Origin of the sequence: Paenibacillus sp. FSL R7-0128 (genome assembly GCF_038002245.1) — a bacterium.
In the GTDB taxonomy this organism is placed as follows: Bacteria; Bacillota; Bacilli; order Paenibacillales; family Paenibacillaceae; genus Paenibacillus_AQ; species Paenibacillus_AQ silagei.
Genome location: NZ_JBBOCD010000001.1, coordinates 330222 through 344540 on the forward strand (window position 1 = coordinate 330222; position 14319 = coordinate 344540).

14 protein-coding genes are annotated in these 14319 nt (G+C 54.9%); 6 read left to right on the plus strand and 8 right to left on the minus strand.

Translation table 11 applies throughout. The annotated features are described in order from the left end of the window. Positions 1–28: 28 nt before the first annotated feature. The 7 genes from NST26_RS01380 to NST26_RS01410 form a co-directional block, all read right to left on the minus strand. On the minus strand, positions 29–625 hold the full coding sequence (locus NST26_RS01380) for a TasA family protein (protein WP_036732870.1): 597 nt from the start codon (positions 623–625) through the stop codon (positions 29–31). 99 nt (positions 626–724) lie between these two features. After that, a complete protein-coding gene (gene sipW, locus NST26_RS01385; RefSeq protein WP_340978322.1) occupies positions 725–1327 on the minus strand; it encodes a signal peptidase I SipW in 603 nt (200 codons plus the stop codon). A 1-nt stretch (position 1328) separates the two neighbouring features. Beyond that, positions 1329–2639 (minus strand): hypothetical protein, encoded by a 1311-nt coding sequence (locus NST26_RS01390; RefSeq protein WP_340978323.1) that lies wholly within the window; start codon positions 2637–2639, stop codon positions 1329–1331. 536 nt (positions 2640–3175) lie between these two features. Beyond that, positions 3176–4153, minus strand: coding sequence for an aldo/keto reductase (locus NST26_RS01395; protein ID WP_445323308.1), 978 nt, complete (start codon positions 4151–4153; stop codon positions 3176–3178). A 65-nt stretch (positions 4154–4218) separates the two neighbouring features. Next, positions 4219–4431 (minus strand): hypothetical protein, encoded by a 213-nt coding sequence (locus NST26_RS01400; RefSeq protein WP_339253130.1) that lies wholly within the window; start codon positions 4429–4431, stop codon positions 4219–4221. Positions 4432–4694: 263 nt separating this feature from the next. Continuing rightward, on the minus strand, positions 4695–5285 hold the full coding sequence (locus NST26_RS01405; RefSeq protein WP_327196509.1) for a PadR family transcriptional regulator: 591 nt from the start codon (positions 5283–5285) through the stop codon (positions 4695–4697). Next, on the minus strand, positions 5263–6783 hold the full coding sequence (locus tag NST26_RS01410; protein WP_340978324.1) for an MDR family MFS transporter: 1521 nt from the start codon (positions 6781–6783) through the stop codon (positions 5263–5265). Before NST26_RS01410 ends, NST26_RS01405 begins: the two co-directional genes overlap by 23 nt. 268 nt (positions 6784–7051) lie before the next feature. Here NST26_RS01410 and NST26_RS01415 point away from each other — a divergent pair, with 268 nt between their 5' ends. The 3 genes from NST26_RS01415 to NST26_RS01425 all read left to right on the plus strand — a co-directional run bounded on the left by NST26_RS01415 (position 7052) and on the right by NST26_RS01425 (position 10535). Further along, a complete protein-coding gene (locus NST26_RS01415) occupies positions 7052–7402 on the plus strand; it encodes a metal-sensitive transcriptional regulator (protein ID WP_076086814.1) in 351 nt (116 codons plus the stop codon). Positions 7403–7762: 360 nt separating this feature from the next. After that, positions 7763–7963 (plus strand): copper ion binding protein, encoded by a 201-nt coding sequence (locus tag NST26_RS01420; protein WP_036732845.1) that lies wholly within the window; start codon positions 7763–7765, stop codon positions 7961–7963. Between the two features lie 118 nt (positions 7964–8081). Further along, on the plus strand, positions 8082–10535 hold the full coding sequence (locus NST26_RS01425) for a heavy metal translocating P-type ATPase (protein WP_340958166.1): 2454 nt from the start codon (positions 8082–8084) through the stop codon (positions 10533–10535). Positions 10536–10775: 240 nt separating this feature from the next. On the opposite strand, the gene NST26_RS01430 is transcribed toward NST26_RS01425, so the two are convergent. Beyond that, on the minus strand, positions 10776–11714 hold the full coding sequence (locus NST26_RS01430) for a DMT family transporter (protein ID WP_209877405.1): 939 nt from the start codon (positions 11712–11714) through the stop codon (positions 10776–10778). Between the two features lie 208 nt (positions 11715–11922). Between NST26_RS01430 and NST26_RS01435 the strand changes: the two genes are divergently transcribed. Genes NST26_RS01435 through nfsA form a run of 3 tightly spaced genes read left to right on the plus strand, consistent with a single transcriptional unit; the run spans position 11923 to position 14203 of the window. Then, positions 11923–13266: an aminotransferase-like domain-containing protein gene (locus tag NST26_RS01435; protein ID WP_340956544.1), complete on the plus strand. Its 1344-nt coding sequence runs from the start codon at positions 11923–11925 to the stop codon at positions 13264–13266. Continuing rightward, positions 13260–13433, plus strand: a complete 174-nt coding sequence (locus tag NST26_RS01440; protein WP_340978326.1) for a hypothetical protein — start codon at positions 13260–13262, stop codon at positions 13431–13433. Before NST26_RS01435 ends, NST26_RS01440 begins: the two co-directional genes overlap by 7 nt. A gap of 17 nt (positions 13434–13450) precedes the next feature. Continuing rightward, complete coding sequence (gene nfsA, locus NST26_RS01445) at positions 13451–14203, plus strand: oxygen-insensitive NADPH nitroreductase (RefSeq protein ID WP_209877401.1); 753 nt, start codon at positions 13451–13453, stop codon at positions 14201–14203. The last annotated feature ends 116 nt before the right edge of the window (positions 14204–14319 follow it).

The window sequence follows — 14319 nt, forward strand, 5'->3', positions numbered from 1 at the left end:
CCTCCTCGAATGGTTTGTTTTTGTGGAATTATTTGAGCGTGCCTTTTTCCTGGTTGGCTTCGAAATTCAGAGTCAGTGCAAGCGTGTCGCCCTGATAATAGTTCTGCGGCTGGAGGGTCTCCTTGAAGGCGAACTGGATGGTCAGGTTATCCGAGGTGCCGGCTTTGATGCCGGACTTCTCTCCGCCTAAGATCGCTCCGAGAATTCCCCGGGCCACCAGATCGGGACTCTCCTGCTCCAGATCGGCCAGCGAGATGACCAGGAGCGGCGATTCCTTCTTATCCTTGTTCACGAGGAAGGTCACAATAATATCATCCTTGAAATTATGGGAGCCGTTGTCTCCCTGGGCGTCTGTAATGGCCGATGAGGTGCGCAGTACCACTTTGGGAATATTGAGCGTCCCGTCATTTTTGAGCTTGAAGTCCCGTAAGACGGTATCGCCCGGCTTGAGATTGCTGAGATTAACAATGACGGAGGGATCAGATTGTAATGATAGGGTTCCGTTGTTAAAAGAAGCTGAGGAAGTAGAAGTGCTGCTGAAGTAAGCGAAGGTGCCTCCGCCGACCAGGGTTAAGCCTAATGCTGCCGATACAACGCCGAGACCTAATGTTTTTTTGACGTTCATTTGTTCATCCCTCTCTTATGAGTCTGCTTTGTGCATAGCCGGTGCTTCCGGCAAGCTGTATTGTGGCTCCGCGTTTCGTAAACGGGAGAGGACAATTGATCATTGTACGAGATCAGTCAGAGTATCCGGCCCGCCGCTGCTGGCTGCGGATGACGGGGCATTCTTCTTTTCCAGTGCTGCAACGGCCTTCCAGGAAGAATACAGCGCGTAGAGAAGCAGGAGCAGTCCGGGAATAATCATCAGCACTACGCTTCCGGCTTTGGAGACTGCGAAGCTCATGGCATAGCCCACATAGGGGACGGTCACGCCGGTGTACTCACCTACCACATAAGTGGAACTGACGGCTGCGGTGTCGGCTGAATCATTATTGTCGCCCTTGGTGGTGTAGCTGGCTTCCCCCAGAGCACTGTTCAGCTCGGCAGCGACCACGCGGTGGGTAATCAGGATATTATCGGGATTCAGAAAAGTGATCACATCGCCCTTCTGGAACCGGGTCATGTCCCCGCCCGGCTTAATGGCCACAATGGAACCGGTCTGGATGCCGGGCTCCATGGAGCCGGATAATACCGTCTTGATCTGGTAGCCGAAGAAGGAGGGCTCGCCGCCGGAGGCTTTGGAGATGACAACGGCTGTGATTAGCACCAGGAACACTATAAGAATCAGAGTGGAAATTATCGTATTGACTATTTTTCGGATGCGCATCTTATTCGCCGCCTTTGCTGGATTCAGATTGTGGAGCCGGTGTAGCTGTAGGAGCAGGCTGCGCGCCGTCCATTACAGTGCCTGGAATTACACTGCCGGGTAATGGATCTGGAGTTGCTTCCGGTAAAAGAATCTCAGTCGCCGGAGTGGCAGTGGGAATAACCTCTGCTGCTGCTGAAGCTGTGGGGACTGGATTGTCCTCTACAGGCACTGCGGGAGCAGGCTCCTCTCCCGGCTGGCTTTTGTCAGGAAGACTGGTTGCGGCCGGCTGGTTCTGTGCTTGTTCATGCTCCAGCTTCAGCGCTTCGTCAGCAGCCTTCTGCTTCTCTATGGCGAGCCGCTGGGCTTCCTCCGCTCTGGCTTTATCGGCCTTTTCAAGCGCCAGGCGTTCCTCTTCCTCTTGCTGTGCCTTCGCTTTGTCCTCAAGGGTTGTTTTGGCTTCAGCGATTTCTGTGAGCCGCTCCTGTAAGGTATGGATTGTGGAGAACAGGGTATCCTTGGACGCAGTTAATTCGGTATTCAACTGCTCATACGTGGCCAGCAGCGCGGGGGATACCTGCGAATCTGCTTGGTAGGCGCTGGTTACGAATGAGAGGATAGGCTCTTCAGCAGGGAAGCTGTAGTCATCCTGCCGGAGCAAGACGCGGTCCGGATTGCCGGTGGGCAAGGATCCGCCGATATCATGAATCGAGCCAAGATACTGCACAATTCCGCTTAACGTCTCTGCCAGCGATTCGGACAGAATCCCGCTTTGATGAAGGCTCTCTTGAATCTGGTCGAAGAACTGGGCATCACGGATTTCCAGACAGTTAGGATCGAGGTTCACCATATATCCTCCAAGCTTGTGCAGAATGGCCGCTGCATTGCCAATTTCCTGCAGAATGTGTTGCCAGACCGTCCCATTGAAGCTCAGCTGCTTCTCCAGCAGGTCGATCTCGCTGCCAGCTTGAGTGAGCTCGGACGAGAGTTCATCCGCAGCCTGATCCAGCTCTGCAAGCGACAGCTCTCCGGCAGCGACTGAGGTGTTATACACTCCGCTGATGCTATGGCTGCCAAGGGAAGCTTTCAGCTCTATGACGGTGTTTAGATGCCCGCTGAATTCCGACAACAACTGCTCAATCTGACCCGGGAAAACCGAACACAGCCCGATGGAGCTGATCTGTTCCTGGGAGGTGTTGAACTCTCCATAGGTGCTGCCGATCTGGCCTGAGGTGTACATCAGGAGCACAGATACGGCCATACCCGATTGCAGAATCCGCAGGCCGAGCTTCCTGGTTTTCCGTTTGCGCCGCTTGGCAGATCTGGGGTACATAGCTAAGCCCCCTCTCGAGTTGCTAATGAATAATTCGTTATATTCGTTCTTAATAAAGAACGATATCGTAAGCAAATCATACACTGTGCTGCTCAGAAAAGAAAAATGTTATTTTCAGCGAAATGTTCGCAATAAAGTACGAAATGTATTAGATATCTCTATTTATCTGACGATATCGCTGTTTTTCACAAATTTTCTTTATAAAGAACGAGTATTAGGGGCGGGGGAAGGTGAGGGGGAGATAAAGTGCCTGTGAGGAATGCGGGAAAGTGGGCGGTAGGCGAGAATGAGGGGCATTAGTGCCCCTGAATGGTGCAAAAGTGGGCGGCGAGCGGGAATGAGGAAAGTAATCGGACTCAATGTATGCGAATACAATTCGGATGCTGCACCAGTTGGCTAAACGACAGGGTTAGCGTATTTCGACACAAAGAAGGGACTGTCCATACAAGGACAGTCCCTCTCCGCTATTTTATGAAAATGTCCGGTTTCCCTGAATCTGAACCTGTTCAATCATGTATTTCCAGTAAAATTCAATCTCAAGGAAGCTTCTCCCCGCGGGAGGTGACGTACAGCTCATACCATTCCTTGCGGGAGAGCTCTAGCTGGTCTGCGTCTGCACAGGCGGCGATCCGCTGCGGATTCACCGTGCCAATGATAGGCTGGATGGCTGCGGGATGGGTCATCAGCCAAGCCAGCACGATAGCCTCGGGCGTTGTGCCCTTCTCGTTAGCAAGCCTCTGTACCATGGCTGCTGTATGCACAACCTTCTCCGGCTGGCCTTCAAGCGGCCGTCCGCTGAAGAGTCCTTGGGCCAGGGGGCCCCAGGCCTGAAGCTGGATGTTCCCGGCGCGGCAATACTCCATGGTGCCCTCCGGGAATGTAATGTCCTTCCACGGGTCGCGGTTCACGCTGAGTACGGCGTCGACCCAGCTGATCCGGGACAGGCTCATGTGGAGCTGGTTGACAATGAACGGCTCGTCGCAATAAGTCTGTAACAGCTGGATCTGGGCGGCGCTCATGTTGGAGACGCCGAAGTGGCGCACCTTGCCGGAGGCCTTGAGCTGATGGAGTGCTTCCGCCACCTCTTCAGGGTCCATTAACGGGTCGGGGCGGTGCAGCAGCAGAATATCAATATACTCTGTGCCCAGCCGTGCGAGAGTTCCATCGACGCTGGACAGAATGTGCTCCCTGGAGAGGTCGAAGCTATTGGAGATATCGCCTGGCTCCATCAGCTTGATGCCGCATTTTGACTGGAGGAGAATGTCCCCGCGCAGCCCCGGCCGCTCCTTGAAGATCTGCCCGAACACCTTCTCCGCCTTGCCCCGGGTATAGATATCCGCATGGTCAAAAAAATTAATACCTATAGACAGCGCCGCATCCAGCGCCTCGTGTCCCTGCTTTATGTTCGCAGCCGTGACCGGTTCACGGTCCCACCCGCCGCCCAGCCCCATGCAGCCCAGGGCGATACGGCTGGCAGGTATGCCGCGCCGGTTAAGGGGTAACGCTCTCAGCAATGTGATCCCTCCATACCATTAAGCTTGTAAATGCTCCGATGATACTACCGGAAAAGCATACATCTTTAGAACCCGGTGTGGTATCTCTTGTCACTGGAGGAGCGGTGTTTTGTGGTCTCTTTATCCTTCTCTTCCTCTTTCTCAAGAGTCAGGTCCTCTACCGGTATCGGGTCCACATGCTGCTCGCTCTCATCTACATCGAACAGGCTGGGCTTGTCTGTAGGGTATTGCTCCGGGTGGTCACGCTCGTCTCTGATCGGCTTTTTATCATCGCTCATAGCGGCTTCACTTCCCTTTCCAGAGTATCCGCCAGGGCGGGGCCGGCACACCGCACGAATACAAACTGTAGTACAGCCGGATGCCCAAGCCGCTCGCCAGCGGTTTGCTCCAAATATAAGAATTTATATGTTGCACACGATAACTTATCCTTCTATTTCTCGCTGAAACGGTACCGCCCTTTAAAAGGTCGGCAAAGCCGTTTCCACTTGCTAATAAACACATATCGTCTTCGCTAAACAATCACATCGGCTATCTACTTCTTTTAGTCTGCGATAATCGGTCTGCCGATATCATTCATTTTGCGGACGGCTACATCCTCATACAGGCGCTTCAGCCATTTCAGCTCGGTCTGGCTATGCTCATATCTGCCGTACATCATATGCAGCACCGAGCGGGGCACGATGGAGATATGCTCCTCGTATACTTGGTAGGCATAATTCACCTGATGCTCCGCCTCCCGGATGCGTTCCTCCAGCAGCTTCGCCACCTTGCCCTGGTCGATATGACGCGCGAGGGCCAGGGCCATGTACAGCGGATGATAGGGCGGATCACTTTTCTTAATCTGCTGGAGAATGAGCTGCTCCATCAATTCTTTGCCTTTATCCGTAATGCGGTAGATGGTCTTATCCGGCCGGTCCGGGCTGTGAATGATCTCCACCGCCTCGATATGGCCGCCTGCAGCCAGCTTGTCAACGGCATAATATAAGGAACCGGTCTGCAGCTTGATGACTTGATCCATGGAGCGTTCCTTCATGACCAGGGTAATCTCATAGGGATGCATATCCCGCTCCAGCAGAAGTCCCAGAATCAGCAGCTTCATCGGCATGGGCTTACCGCTGACCTTGATTTGCACCGTGCTGGCTGCCCTGCGGCAGCAGACGGTCCTTCGGCATCAGCAGGACGAAGACCACCGTAAGCACCGCCGGAACGATGGCCCACAAGAAGGTATGCGAGATCGACGAAGACAGTGAGTTCGTGATTTTCTCCAGTACAGGCGGCGGAATCTGCGCTCTGGCCTCGGGCGTCAACGCGGAACGCGGGTCGCCGAAGGAAGCGGCCTGGCCGCTGTCTCCGAAGGCTGTACTAAGCTCGGAGGCGAAGTGGTTACGCTGGATGATGCCGAAGATCGTTATCCCCAGCGTCATCCCGAGCGAGCGCATGAAGGTACTGGTGGACGTTGCCGAGCCGCGCTGGCGCATGTCGAAATGCTGGATCGAAGACAGGCTGAGCACGGAGAAGGAGAAGCCGACTCCGAAGCCGGTCAGGGCCATGAAGGCATTAAGCGCCATCCGGGAGGTCTCCGGGGTCAATGTGCTGAGGGAGTAGATCCCGCCTACGAAGCAGACTGCTGACAGCAGCATGATGTTGCGGAAGCTCGTTTTGGTGGTAAGCAGGCCGCCGGACTGGCTGCCGATAACGGTACCGATCATCATCGGCATCAGAATCAGGCCGGAGTTGGTGGCCGAGCCGCCGTATACCCCCTGGACGTAGATCGGGATATATACCGTTGCTACGATGAATGCCGAACCATAGAACAGCCCCAGGATACTGCTGGTTGCGAACAGGCGCCCCCGGAACATGGCGAAGGAGATGACCGGCTCTGCCGCGAATTTTTCAATGACAATGAAGGCGATCAGAAGCACGGCGAACGCAGCGAACAGTCCGATAATGGCCGCAGAGTCCCAGGCATACTGATTACCGCCAAGCTCCAGGGCGAACATCAGGCAGATAATCCCTGCCACCAGGGTGAAGGCGCCGCCCCAGTCAATCCGCTGCTTGGAATGCGATATGGATTCCTTGTAGGAGGTCATAATAAGGAAGAACGAGACAATCCCGATGGGCAGGTTAATATAGAAAATCCAGTGCCAGCTCATATATTCGGTGATATAAGCACCAAGCAGAGGCCCAATCACACTGGAGATCCCGAAGACAGCGCCGAAGAGTCCGGTGAGCTTGCCTCTTTTCTCAGGCGGGAAGATGTCGAAGACAATCGTGAAGGCAATCGGCATCAGTGCACCGCCGCCAATCCCTTGAATCGCACGGTAAATACTGAGCTGGGTAATGCTCGCCGACGTTCCGCACAGGGCGGAGCCAATCAGGAACACGATAAGCCCGAAGATGAAAAACCGCTTGCGCCCGTACATATCGGACAATTTGCCGAAGATCGGGGTGCCGGCCATAACCATGACCATATAAGCAGAGGTGACCCAGACGATTTTATCCAGTCCTCCAAGATCGGACACAATCGTGCCCATAGCTGCGGCAACAATGGTATTATCCATGGCCGACATCAGAATGCCGAGCAGCAGTCCGACAATGACGAGCTTGAGATTACTTTCTTTGGTGTGCATGTTAAGCTCCTTTATGTTTAAAATTCAATGGAATTTTATTATATTCAAATTTGAATAGGGTGGCAATTGTTTTTTTTAGGAGGACAGACGGGTTGGGATCTGCTTGGGAACTTGCATGCGTGTACTTGGTATTCCTTATCGGCCGGTCCTTTATTCCAGCTGCAATAGGGCAAAATATCTGAAGGAGGGGCGGAGGGCGCTTGTCCGCTAAGGTCTTGACATACCCATGGGGGGTATATTATATTGGTACATAAGGAGGTTGATTCCTGTGTCTACAAATGAGAAGGACCCTGCCGGACAGGATTTCGCCGAAGCCTGCCATTCTTCTGCAGCATCCGGCGGCCGCAAGAGTCATCATTCCCCGGAATTCAAGAACGGGCTGACGACCCGGCTGAACCGGATTGAAGGGCAGATCCGCGGTGTGAAAGGCATGATTGAACGCGATACCTACTGTGATGATGTGCTGAATCAGCTGGCGGCGGTGCAGGCGGCCCTGAACAGTGTCGGCAAGCTGCTGCTTGAAGGCCACATGAAGAGCTGTATTATTGAACGGATCGAAGCCGGTGAGCATGAGGTGATTGACGAGCTGCTGGTCACGGTGAACAAGCTGATGAAATAAAGGTGGGGCCTGGAGAAATGGAACGGTGAAGATCACCTTTGTAGGGGATTTAATAGTTCAAGTTCTCAAAGGTCTGATTGTACTTAGTGCAATAGAATTCCTGCTAAACAATCCAAACACCTATTCTATTGTATTCCGTACAATTGAAGTCAGGGAAATAAGGTTAAAGTGCCTAAAAGTTGAAAATCTAATGTACAAAATACAATAGATTCGATTTGGAGGCTGATTTATCCGGTATCTGTTGTACAAAGTACAATCAAGCACAGCCATCCCTTCCTCGCGTATCAAAATCTATATAGCTGGCTGTCGAATATGAACACAAATTATGTGTATATCAACAACAATTAGGAGGTTATTCAAATGTCGAATGTAACACTGAATGTTGAAGGAATGTCCTGCGGTCATTGTGTAAGTGCTGTAGAGAAGGCTGTGAGCGGTGTAGGCGCTGCGGCGAAGGTGGATCTGCCGGCGAAGACGGTGGCGGTTGAATTCGATGAGAATACGGTAAGCCTGGATAAGATCAAGGCCGCTATTGAAGATCAGGGCTACGACGTAGTGTAAGCTAAGGGTTGTAATATAAGGGCTTGGAGCAGGGAACCCTGGGGTACAGGGCCGGGCGCCAATGCCTTTTCTTTTCAAAATAAATATACCCCTTGGGGGTATGCGGAGGTGCATGATGATGGAAAAGAGTGCTGAAGCCCCGGAACAGCAGGCTACCCTGCAGATTACCGGCATGACCTGCTCCGCCTGTGCGGCGCGGATCGAGAAGGGCTTGTCCCGCATGGAGGGGGTATCCCGGGCGAATGTCAATCTGGCGCTGGAGCAGGCTACGGTGGGCTTCGATCCGGCCGTTGCGGATGTGCCGCAGATCGAGGAGAAGATCCGCTCCCTTGGCTACGATACGCTGAAAGAGTCGGCGGATTTCGATATTACCGGGATGACCTGTGCCGCCTGCTCGGCGCGCATTGAGAAGGTGCTGGGACGGATGCCGGGGATCGCGGCCGTCAATGTGAACCTGGCGCTGGAGACTGCGCATGTGGAATATTCGCCGGGCAATGTCAGCACAGCCGAGATTATGGATAAGGTGAGCAGCATCGGCTATAAGGCCGCACTTAAGCAGGACCGGAAGGATATCGCGGAGCAGCGCAGCGAAGAGATTACACGCAAGCGGAATAAGTGGATGCTCTCCGCGTTGTTGTCCCTACCGCTGCTCTGGGCAATGGCAGCTCACTTCTCGTTCACAACCTGGATCTGGACGCCTGAGCTATTCATGAATCCCTGGTTCCAGCTTGTGCTGGCGACCCCGGTTCAGTTCGTGATCGGCTGGCAGTTCTATGTCAGCGCCTATAAGGCGCTGAAGAACGGCAGTGCCAACATGGATGTGCTGGTGGTGCTGGGCACCTCTGCGGCTTATTTTTACAGCCTATACCTGACGATCGATTCCCTGAAAATGAGCGGGATGAACCATACCGTGGAGCTGTACTTCGAGACCAGCGCGGTGCTGATCACGCTGATTCTGGTGGGCAAATGGTTTGAGGCGCTGGCCAAAGGGCGTTCATCAGATGCGATCCGCAGCCTGATGGGGCTGCAGGCCAAGACTGCGCTGGTGCTGCGGGACGGTGCAGAGCTGAGTATTCCCGTCGAGGATGTAGTGATCGGCGATATTGTGCTGGTGAAGCCCGGCACGAAGGTGCCTGTAGACGGTGAAGTCGTAGAGGGGCTATCCTCCGTCGATGAATCCATGCTCACGGGCGAGAGTATCCCGGTAGAGAAAAAGCCGGGGGATTCCGTTATCGGAGCTACGCTCAACAAGAACGGAATGCTGCGGGTTAAAGCCCGCAAGGTCGGCCGCGATACGGCGCTGGCACAGATCATCAGAGTCGTGGAGGAAGCGCAGGGCTCGAAGGCGCCCATTCAGCGGGTTGCCGATGTCATCTCTGGGATCTTCGTGCCGATTGTGGTCGGTATTGCTGCCGTAACGTTTGGTGTCTGGTATATCTGGGGAGCGCCCGGTCAGTTCGCGGAGGCCTTGGAAAAAGCCATTGCGGTGCTTGTCATTGCCTGTCCGTGCGCACTGGGACTGGCGACGCCAACCTCGATTATGGCCGGGTCCGGGCGGGCTGCTGAGTTCGGCATTCTGTTCAAGGGCGGGGAGCATCTGGAAGCTGCGCAGGGCGTGAAGGTAGTGGTTGTGGATAAGACCGGGACCGTGACCAACGGCAAGCCGGTGCTGACCGATATTGTAGCGACTACAGCAATAGCTGCACAAGGCCGGGTGCTTGGCGAGAACCGGCTGCTGGCCATAACAGCGGCTGCGGAGAAGCTCTCGGAGCATCCGCTGGCGGAGGCCATTGTGGCCGGAGCACAGGGCAGAGGAATCGACCTGCCGCCTGCGGGCCAGTTCGAGGCGGTACCGGGGCGCGGGGTGTCGGCGGTAGTGGACGGCCAGAAGGTAAGCGTAGGCACACGGCGGATGATGGTGGAGAACGGGCTGGATATCGAGCCGTGGACAGGGATCATGACCAAGCTGGAGCAGGAAGGCAAAACAGCGATGCTGGTAGCCGTCGATGATGCGGTAGCGGGAGTGATTGCCGTGGCTGACACCATCAAGGAGACCTCACGTGAGGCGGTATCCCGGCTGCATGCCATGGGTATCGAGGTTGTCATGATTACTGGAGACAACAAGATTACGGCCCAGGCAATTGCAGATCAGGCGGGTATCCGCACGGTTCTGGCGGAGGTGCTGCCTGAGGGCAAGGCGGAAGAGATCCGCAGGCTCCAGAGCGGCGGGGTCAAGGTGGCTATGGTCGGCGACGGCATCAACGATGCTCCGGCGCTGGCGACTGCGGATACGGGCATGGCGATCGGCACAGGCACGGATGTGGCGATGGAGGCGGCGGATATTACGCTGATGCGCGGCGATCTGCTGGGCATCCCGGATGCGATCCTGATGAGCCGCAAGACCATGCGCAATATCAAGCAGAATCTGTTCTGGGCGCTGGCCTACAATACGGTCGGAATCCCGATTGCGGCACTGGGCTTCCTGGCGCCCTGGCTGGCCGGAGCCGCGATGGCCTTCAGCTCGGTGTCGGTTGTACTGAATGCGCTGCGGCTACAGCGCGTCAAGCTATAAGAATTATGCGGCCTGCCGCAGCCGGAGTCATCCGGACGGACAGAAGGCCGCAACTCAAAGAATCGCCGGCAAGCATCTGCCGGCGATTCTTTATTTAAATATAAGAATTTATATGTTTTACTCTATAAATTATCCTTCTATTTCTCGCTGAAACGGTACCGTCCTTTAAAAGGACGGCAAAGCCGTTTCCACTTGTTATCGAAGAAGCTGAATGGATAGGCGAATGAAGTCTAAGCTACTCTATTCGCTGGCTGCTGCGGAAGCCGCAGCGGTCTTTTTCCGGCCAAGCAGGTTCGTGCCAATGACCCCGGCGATGATCAGGAAGGATCCGATCCAATGATAGACCGTGATCTGCTCACCCAGGAAGACCGCTCCGGCTGCAATGGATACGATGGTAGACAGATTAGTGAAGACGCTCATGAGTGAGGCCTCGATTTTGGATAAAATATAGGTTGAAGTCAGGGTTGTGACCAGCGAGGCGACCACCCCAAGATATACGGCGGACAGGACAAACGTTGCGCTTCCCAGCGGATTCAGGAACTCCCCGAGCGTCCCGCTGACTGTATGACCGGTGAGCGAGATGATCAGGAAGGTGGCGAAGCCGACCCCCATCATCAGGTAGCTGAGCTCAGCGGGGCTGAAGTGGCTGGAGAGAGAGCGGGCCAGCACACTGTACCCGGCAAAAGCGAGACAAGTCATGAACAGCAGCACAATCCCGGTCATATTGGACAGCTGAATGCCGCTTCCCTTCATGACGAAGATGAATACCACGCCGAATACCGAGAGGAAGATGCACAGCTTTTGCAGCAGTGTGGTCTTCTCCTTCAGGAAAATCGCAGCGATGATCATCGTCACCACCGGAGTGAATGAATAAAGGATGCCTCCCTCGGCTGAGGTGGCACGCTGAAGTCCGAAGACCTGCAGGGTGAAGAAGCCGAGCGGGTACATCGCGGCGAGCAGCAGGGCCCGGCCAATCGGCTTGCCCCGGTAGGAAACCTTGACCCAGCCGAGGGCGACCGGAACCGACATCACAGCAAAAGAGGCGGCGAACCGGAAGGTCAGCGTGTCGAGCGGCCCGGCATGAACGAGCGCCACTTTGGTGAACAGGAAGGAGAAGCCGATAATGACCGCATTGAGTACGGCGAAGCTGTAGGCCAGCTTGAGTCCTTGTTTGTGCATGGGTACATCTCCTTGTAGGTTAGTGAAGATTGGATGCTGTAAACATTCGATCTATTACTTTAAAATTAAAGGAAAAGGCGTACACCAACAATACAAGGTTTCCTTAACTGTACCGGTACAGTTTGCAGCGATCCCTATATAATAAGGGAAGAATAATAGGATAAAATACAAGGCATAGCATGGTAATGACGGCGAACGGAGGCGGGCGATGAACAAGTATCATCAGGTGATCACAGAGCTGGAGCGGCAGATGAAGGAAGGGCAGTACCGCCCCGGGGATAAGCTGCCGTCTGTGCGCAGTGCTTCAGAAATCTATGGCTGCAGCGTCAGTACCATTCTGAAGGCTTACGGGGAGCTGGAGCGGACGCATACGATCTACTCTATTCCGCAGAGCGGCTATTACATGGTGGACAAGAGTGACGATTCGGCAGCGGCGGGGAGCGAAGGGACGGTTGATTTTGCTTCGGCTTCGCCGGATCTGAACGTGTTTCCGTACCTGGACTTCCAGCATTGCCTCAATAAAGCGATTGACCAGTACAAATACCATCTGTTCACCTATGGCGATGCGCTGGGGCTGGAGACACTGCGCCGCACCCTAGTGTCGCATCTGGCGGAGTATCAGGTGTTCGCCAAGGCGGAGTCGATCCTGATTACCTCCGGGATACAGCAGGCGCTGGAGATTCTGGCCAGAATGCCTTTTCCCAGCGGCAGGACGGAGATTCTGGTAGAACAGCCGGGATATGATATCTATCTGCGGTATTTGGAGGCTGAGGGGCTGCCGGTGAGCGGAATCGGGCGTTCGGCGGCGGGCATCAACCTGCAGGAGCTGGAGGAGCGGTTCGCTAGCGGAAGATTCAAGTTTTTTTATACGATGCCCAGGTATCACAACCCGCTTGGGACAACCTACAGCACAGAGGAACGCAAGGCCATTGCCGGCTTGGCAGCTAAATACGATGTCTACATCGCCGAGGATGATTATATGGCGGATCTGGGGATCGGACGGCGTTATGACCCGATCTATGCGTATGACCAGACCTCCCATGTCATTTATCTCAAAAGCTTCTCCAAAATCATCTTCCCGGGCCTCAGGCTCGGTGCAGTGGTTGTGCCGCAGCCGCTATTGGAGGCCTTCCGCTCCTATAAAGGCTACACCGATACCTCGCTGCTGTCGCAGGCTGCGCTTGAGGTATACATCAAGAACGGGATGTACGGGCATCACAGGCACAAGATCAAAGCTATGTACGCCAAAAAAATCCGCGCGGTATACGAAGCGCTTGGGCGGCATAATACGGACGGCTTCATCGAAGCCTCTGCGGACAGCTCCGGCATCTATATCCAGTTCAAGCTGCCGGTCACCGTCAACCTGGAGCGTCTGGTCAAGCGCCTGGCCGGGCGGAAGATCCACGTGGTGCCGGGGAACGGCTTCTATCTGCCGGGTTACCAGACCCGGGACAAATTCCTGCGCATCAGTATTTCCCGGGCGGGGCTTACGCAGATTGATGAGGGAATCCTGGCGATTGTCCAGGAGGTGAAGCGGGGGAGCCGGTGGTAGAGGCGGAGGCGGAAGAGGAAGAGGAAGAGGAAGAGGAAGAGGAGGAGGAAGAGGAGGAGGAAGAGGAAGAGGAAGAGGAAGAGGAAGAGGAAGAGGAAGAGGAAGAGGAAGCCACGCTTGTTGTCTGTGCCGTGAAATGGGATCATAATAGGCTTATATATGAGTGAAGAGAGGCGGAACGATAATGAAACCTACGAATGAAACCCTTGAGCTGTTGAACCGTCATACCTCTGTCCGCCAGTACCAGGACAAGCCGGTCAGTGACGAACTGCTGGCAGCAGTGATTGGAGCGGGGCAGATGGCTTCGACCTCCAGCAATGTCCAGGCGTACACAGTAATTGCTGTAACGGAGCCAGCGCTGAAAGCCCAGTTATCTGCCTTATCCGGCAATCAGGCCTACATCGAGCAGTGCCCGGTCTTTCTGGTCTGGTGTGCGGATCTGTACCGGCTGCGGGAAGCGTCTGCTCCGCATTTGGAGGGGAAGCCGTCCTATGAGGATACGGCCGAGAATCTGATTGTAGCGACTGTCGATGTGGCGCTAGCCGCGCAGAATGCTGCTGTTGCCGCAGAATCGTTCGGTCTTGGCATTGTCTACATCGGCGGCATCCGCAATCAGATCGCTGCGGTATCTGAGCTGCTCGGCCTGCCAGAGCTGGTCTATCCGGTCTTCGGCATGTGCCTGGGGTATCCGGCCGCCGTGAATGGCATCCGCCCGCGCCTGCCGCAGGCAGCGGTGCTGCATCATAACGGCTACAATGCCGAAGCCGCAGTGGAACAGGCCCGCGTATACGACACCATCTCCAGCGACTATATGCGCGAGCGTACCGGCGGCCAGAGCGCAGCCTCCTGGTCGGAGATGATGGCCGGCCGGCTGGCTCAGCCTGCCCGGCTGCACATGAAGGAATTCCTGCTTAGCAAGGGATTCATGCAGAGGTAGTGAACAGTAAGGCCTTCTCCAGAGTCAGTGGGGAAGGCCTTTTTTGATTGGAGGAGGATGGACAGAAGGTATGCGTAAAAGTGAAAAATGTAGGCTTGTGCGAAGGTACGCACGTT

Bases quoted from the DNA above. Each gene is read 5' to 3' on its own strand.
- NST26_RS01380 (WP_036732870.1), bottom strand. From the start codon at position 625: ATGAACGTCAAAAAAACATTAGGTCTCGGCGTTGTATCGGCAGCATTA.
- sipW (WP_340978322.1), bottom strand. From the start codon at position 1,327: ATGCGCATCCGAAAAATAGTCAATACGATAATTTCCACTCTGATTCTT.
- NST26_RS01390 (WP_340978323.1), bottom strand. From the start codon at position 2,639: ATGTACCCCAGATCTGCCAAGCGGCGCAAACGGAAAACCAGGAAGCTC.
- NST26_RS01400 (WP_339253130.1), bottom strand. From the start codon at position 4,431: ATGAGCGATGATAAAAAGCCGATCAGAGACGAGCGTGACCACCCGGAG.
- NST26_RS01410 (WP_340978324.1), bottom strand. From the start codon at position 6,783: ATGCACACCAAAGAAAGTAATCTCAAGCTCGTCATTGTCGGACTGCTG.
- NST26_RS01420 (WP_036732845.1), top strand. From the start codon at position 7,763: ATGTCGAATGTAACACTGAATGTTGAAGGAATGTCCTGCGGTCATTGT.
- NST26_RS01425 (WP_340958166.1), top strand. From the start codon at position 8,082: ATGGAAAAGAGTGCTGAAGCCCCGGAACAGCAGGCTACCCTGCAGATT.
- NST26_RS01430 (WP_209877405.1), bottom strand. From the start codon at position 11,714: ATGCACAAACAAGGACTCAAGCTGGCCTACAGCTTCGCCGTACTCAAT.
- NST26_RS01435 (WP_340956544.1), top strand. From the start codon at position 11,923: ATGAACAAGTATCATCAGGTGATCACAGAGCTGGAGCGGCAGATGAAG.
- nfsA (WP_209877401.1), top strand. From the start codon at position 13,451: ATGAAACCTACGAATGAAACCCTTGAGCTGTTGAACCGTCATACCTCT.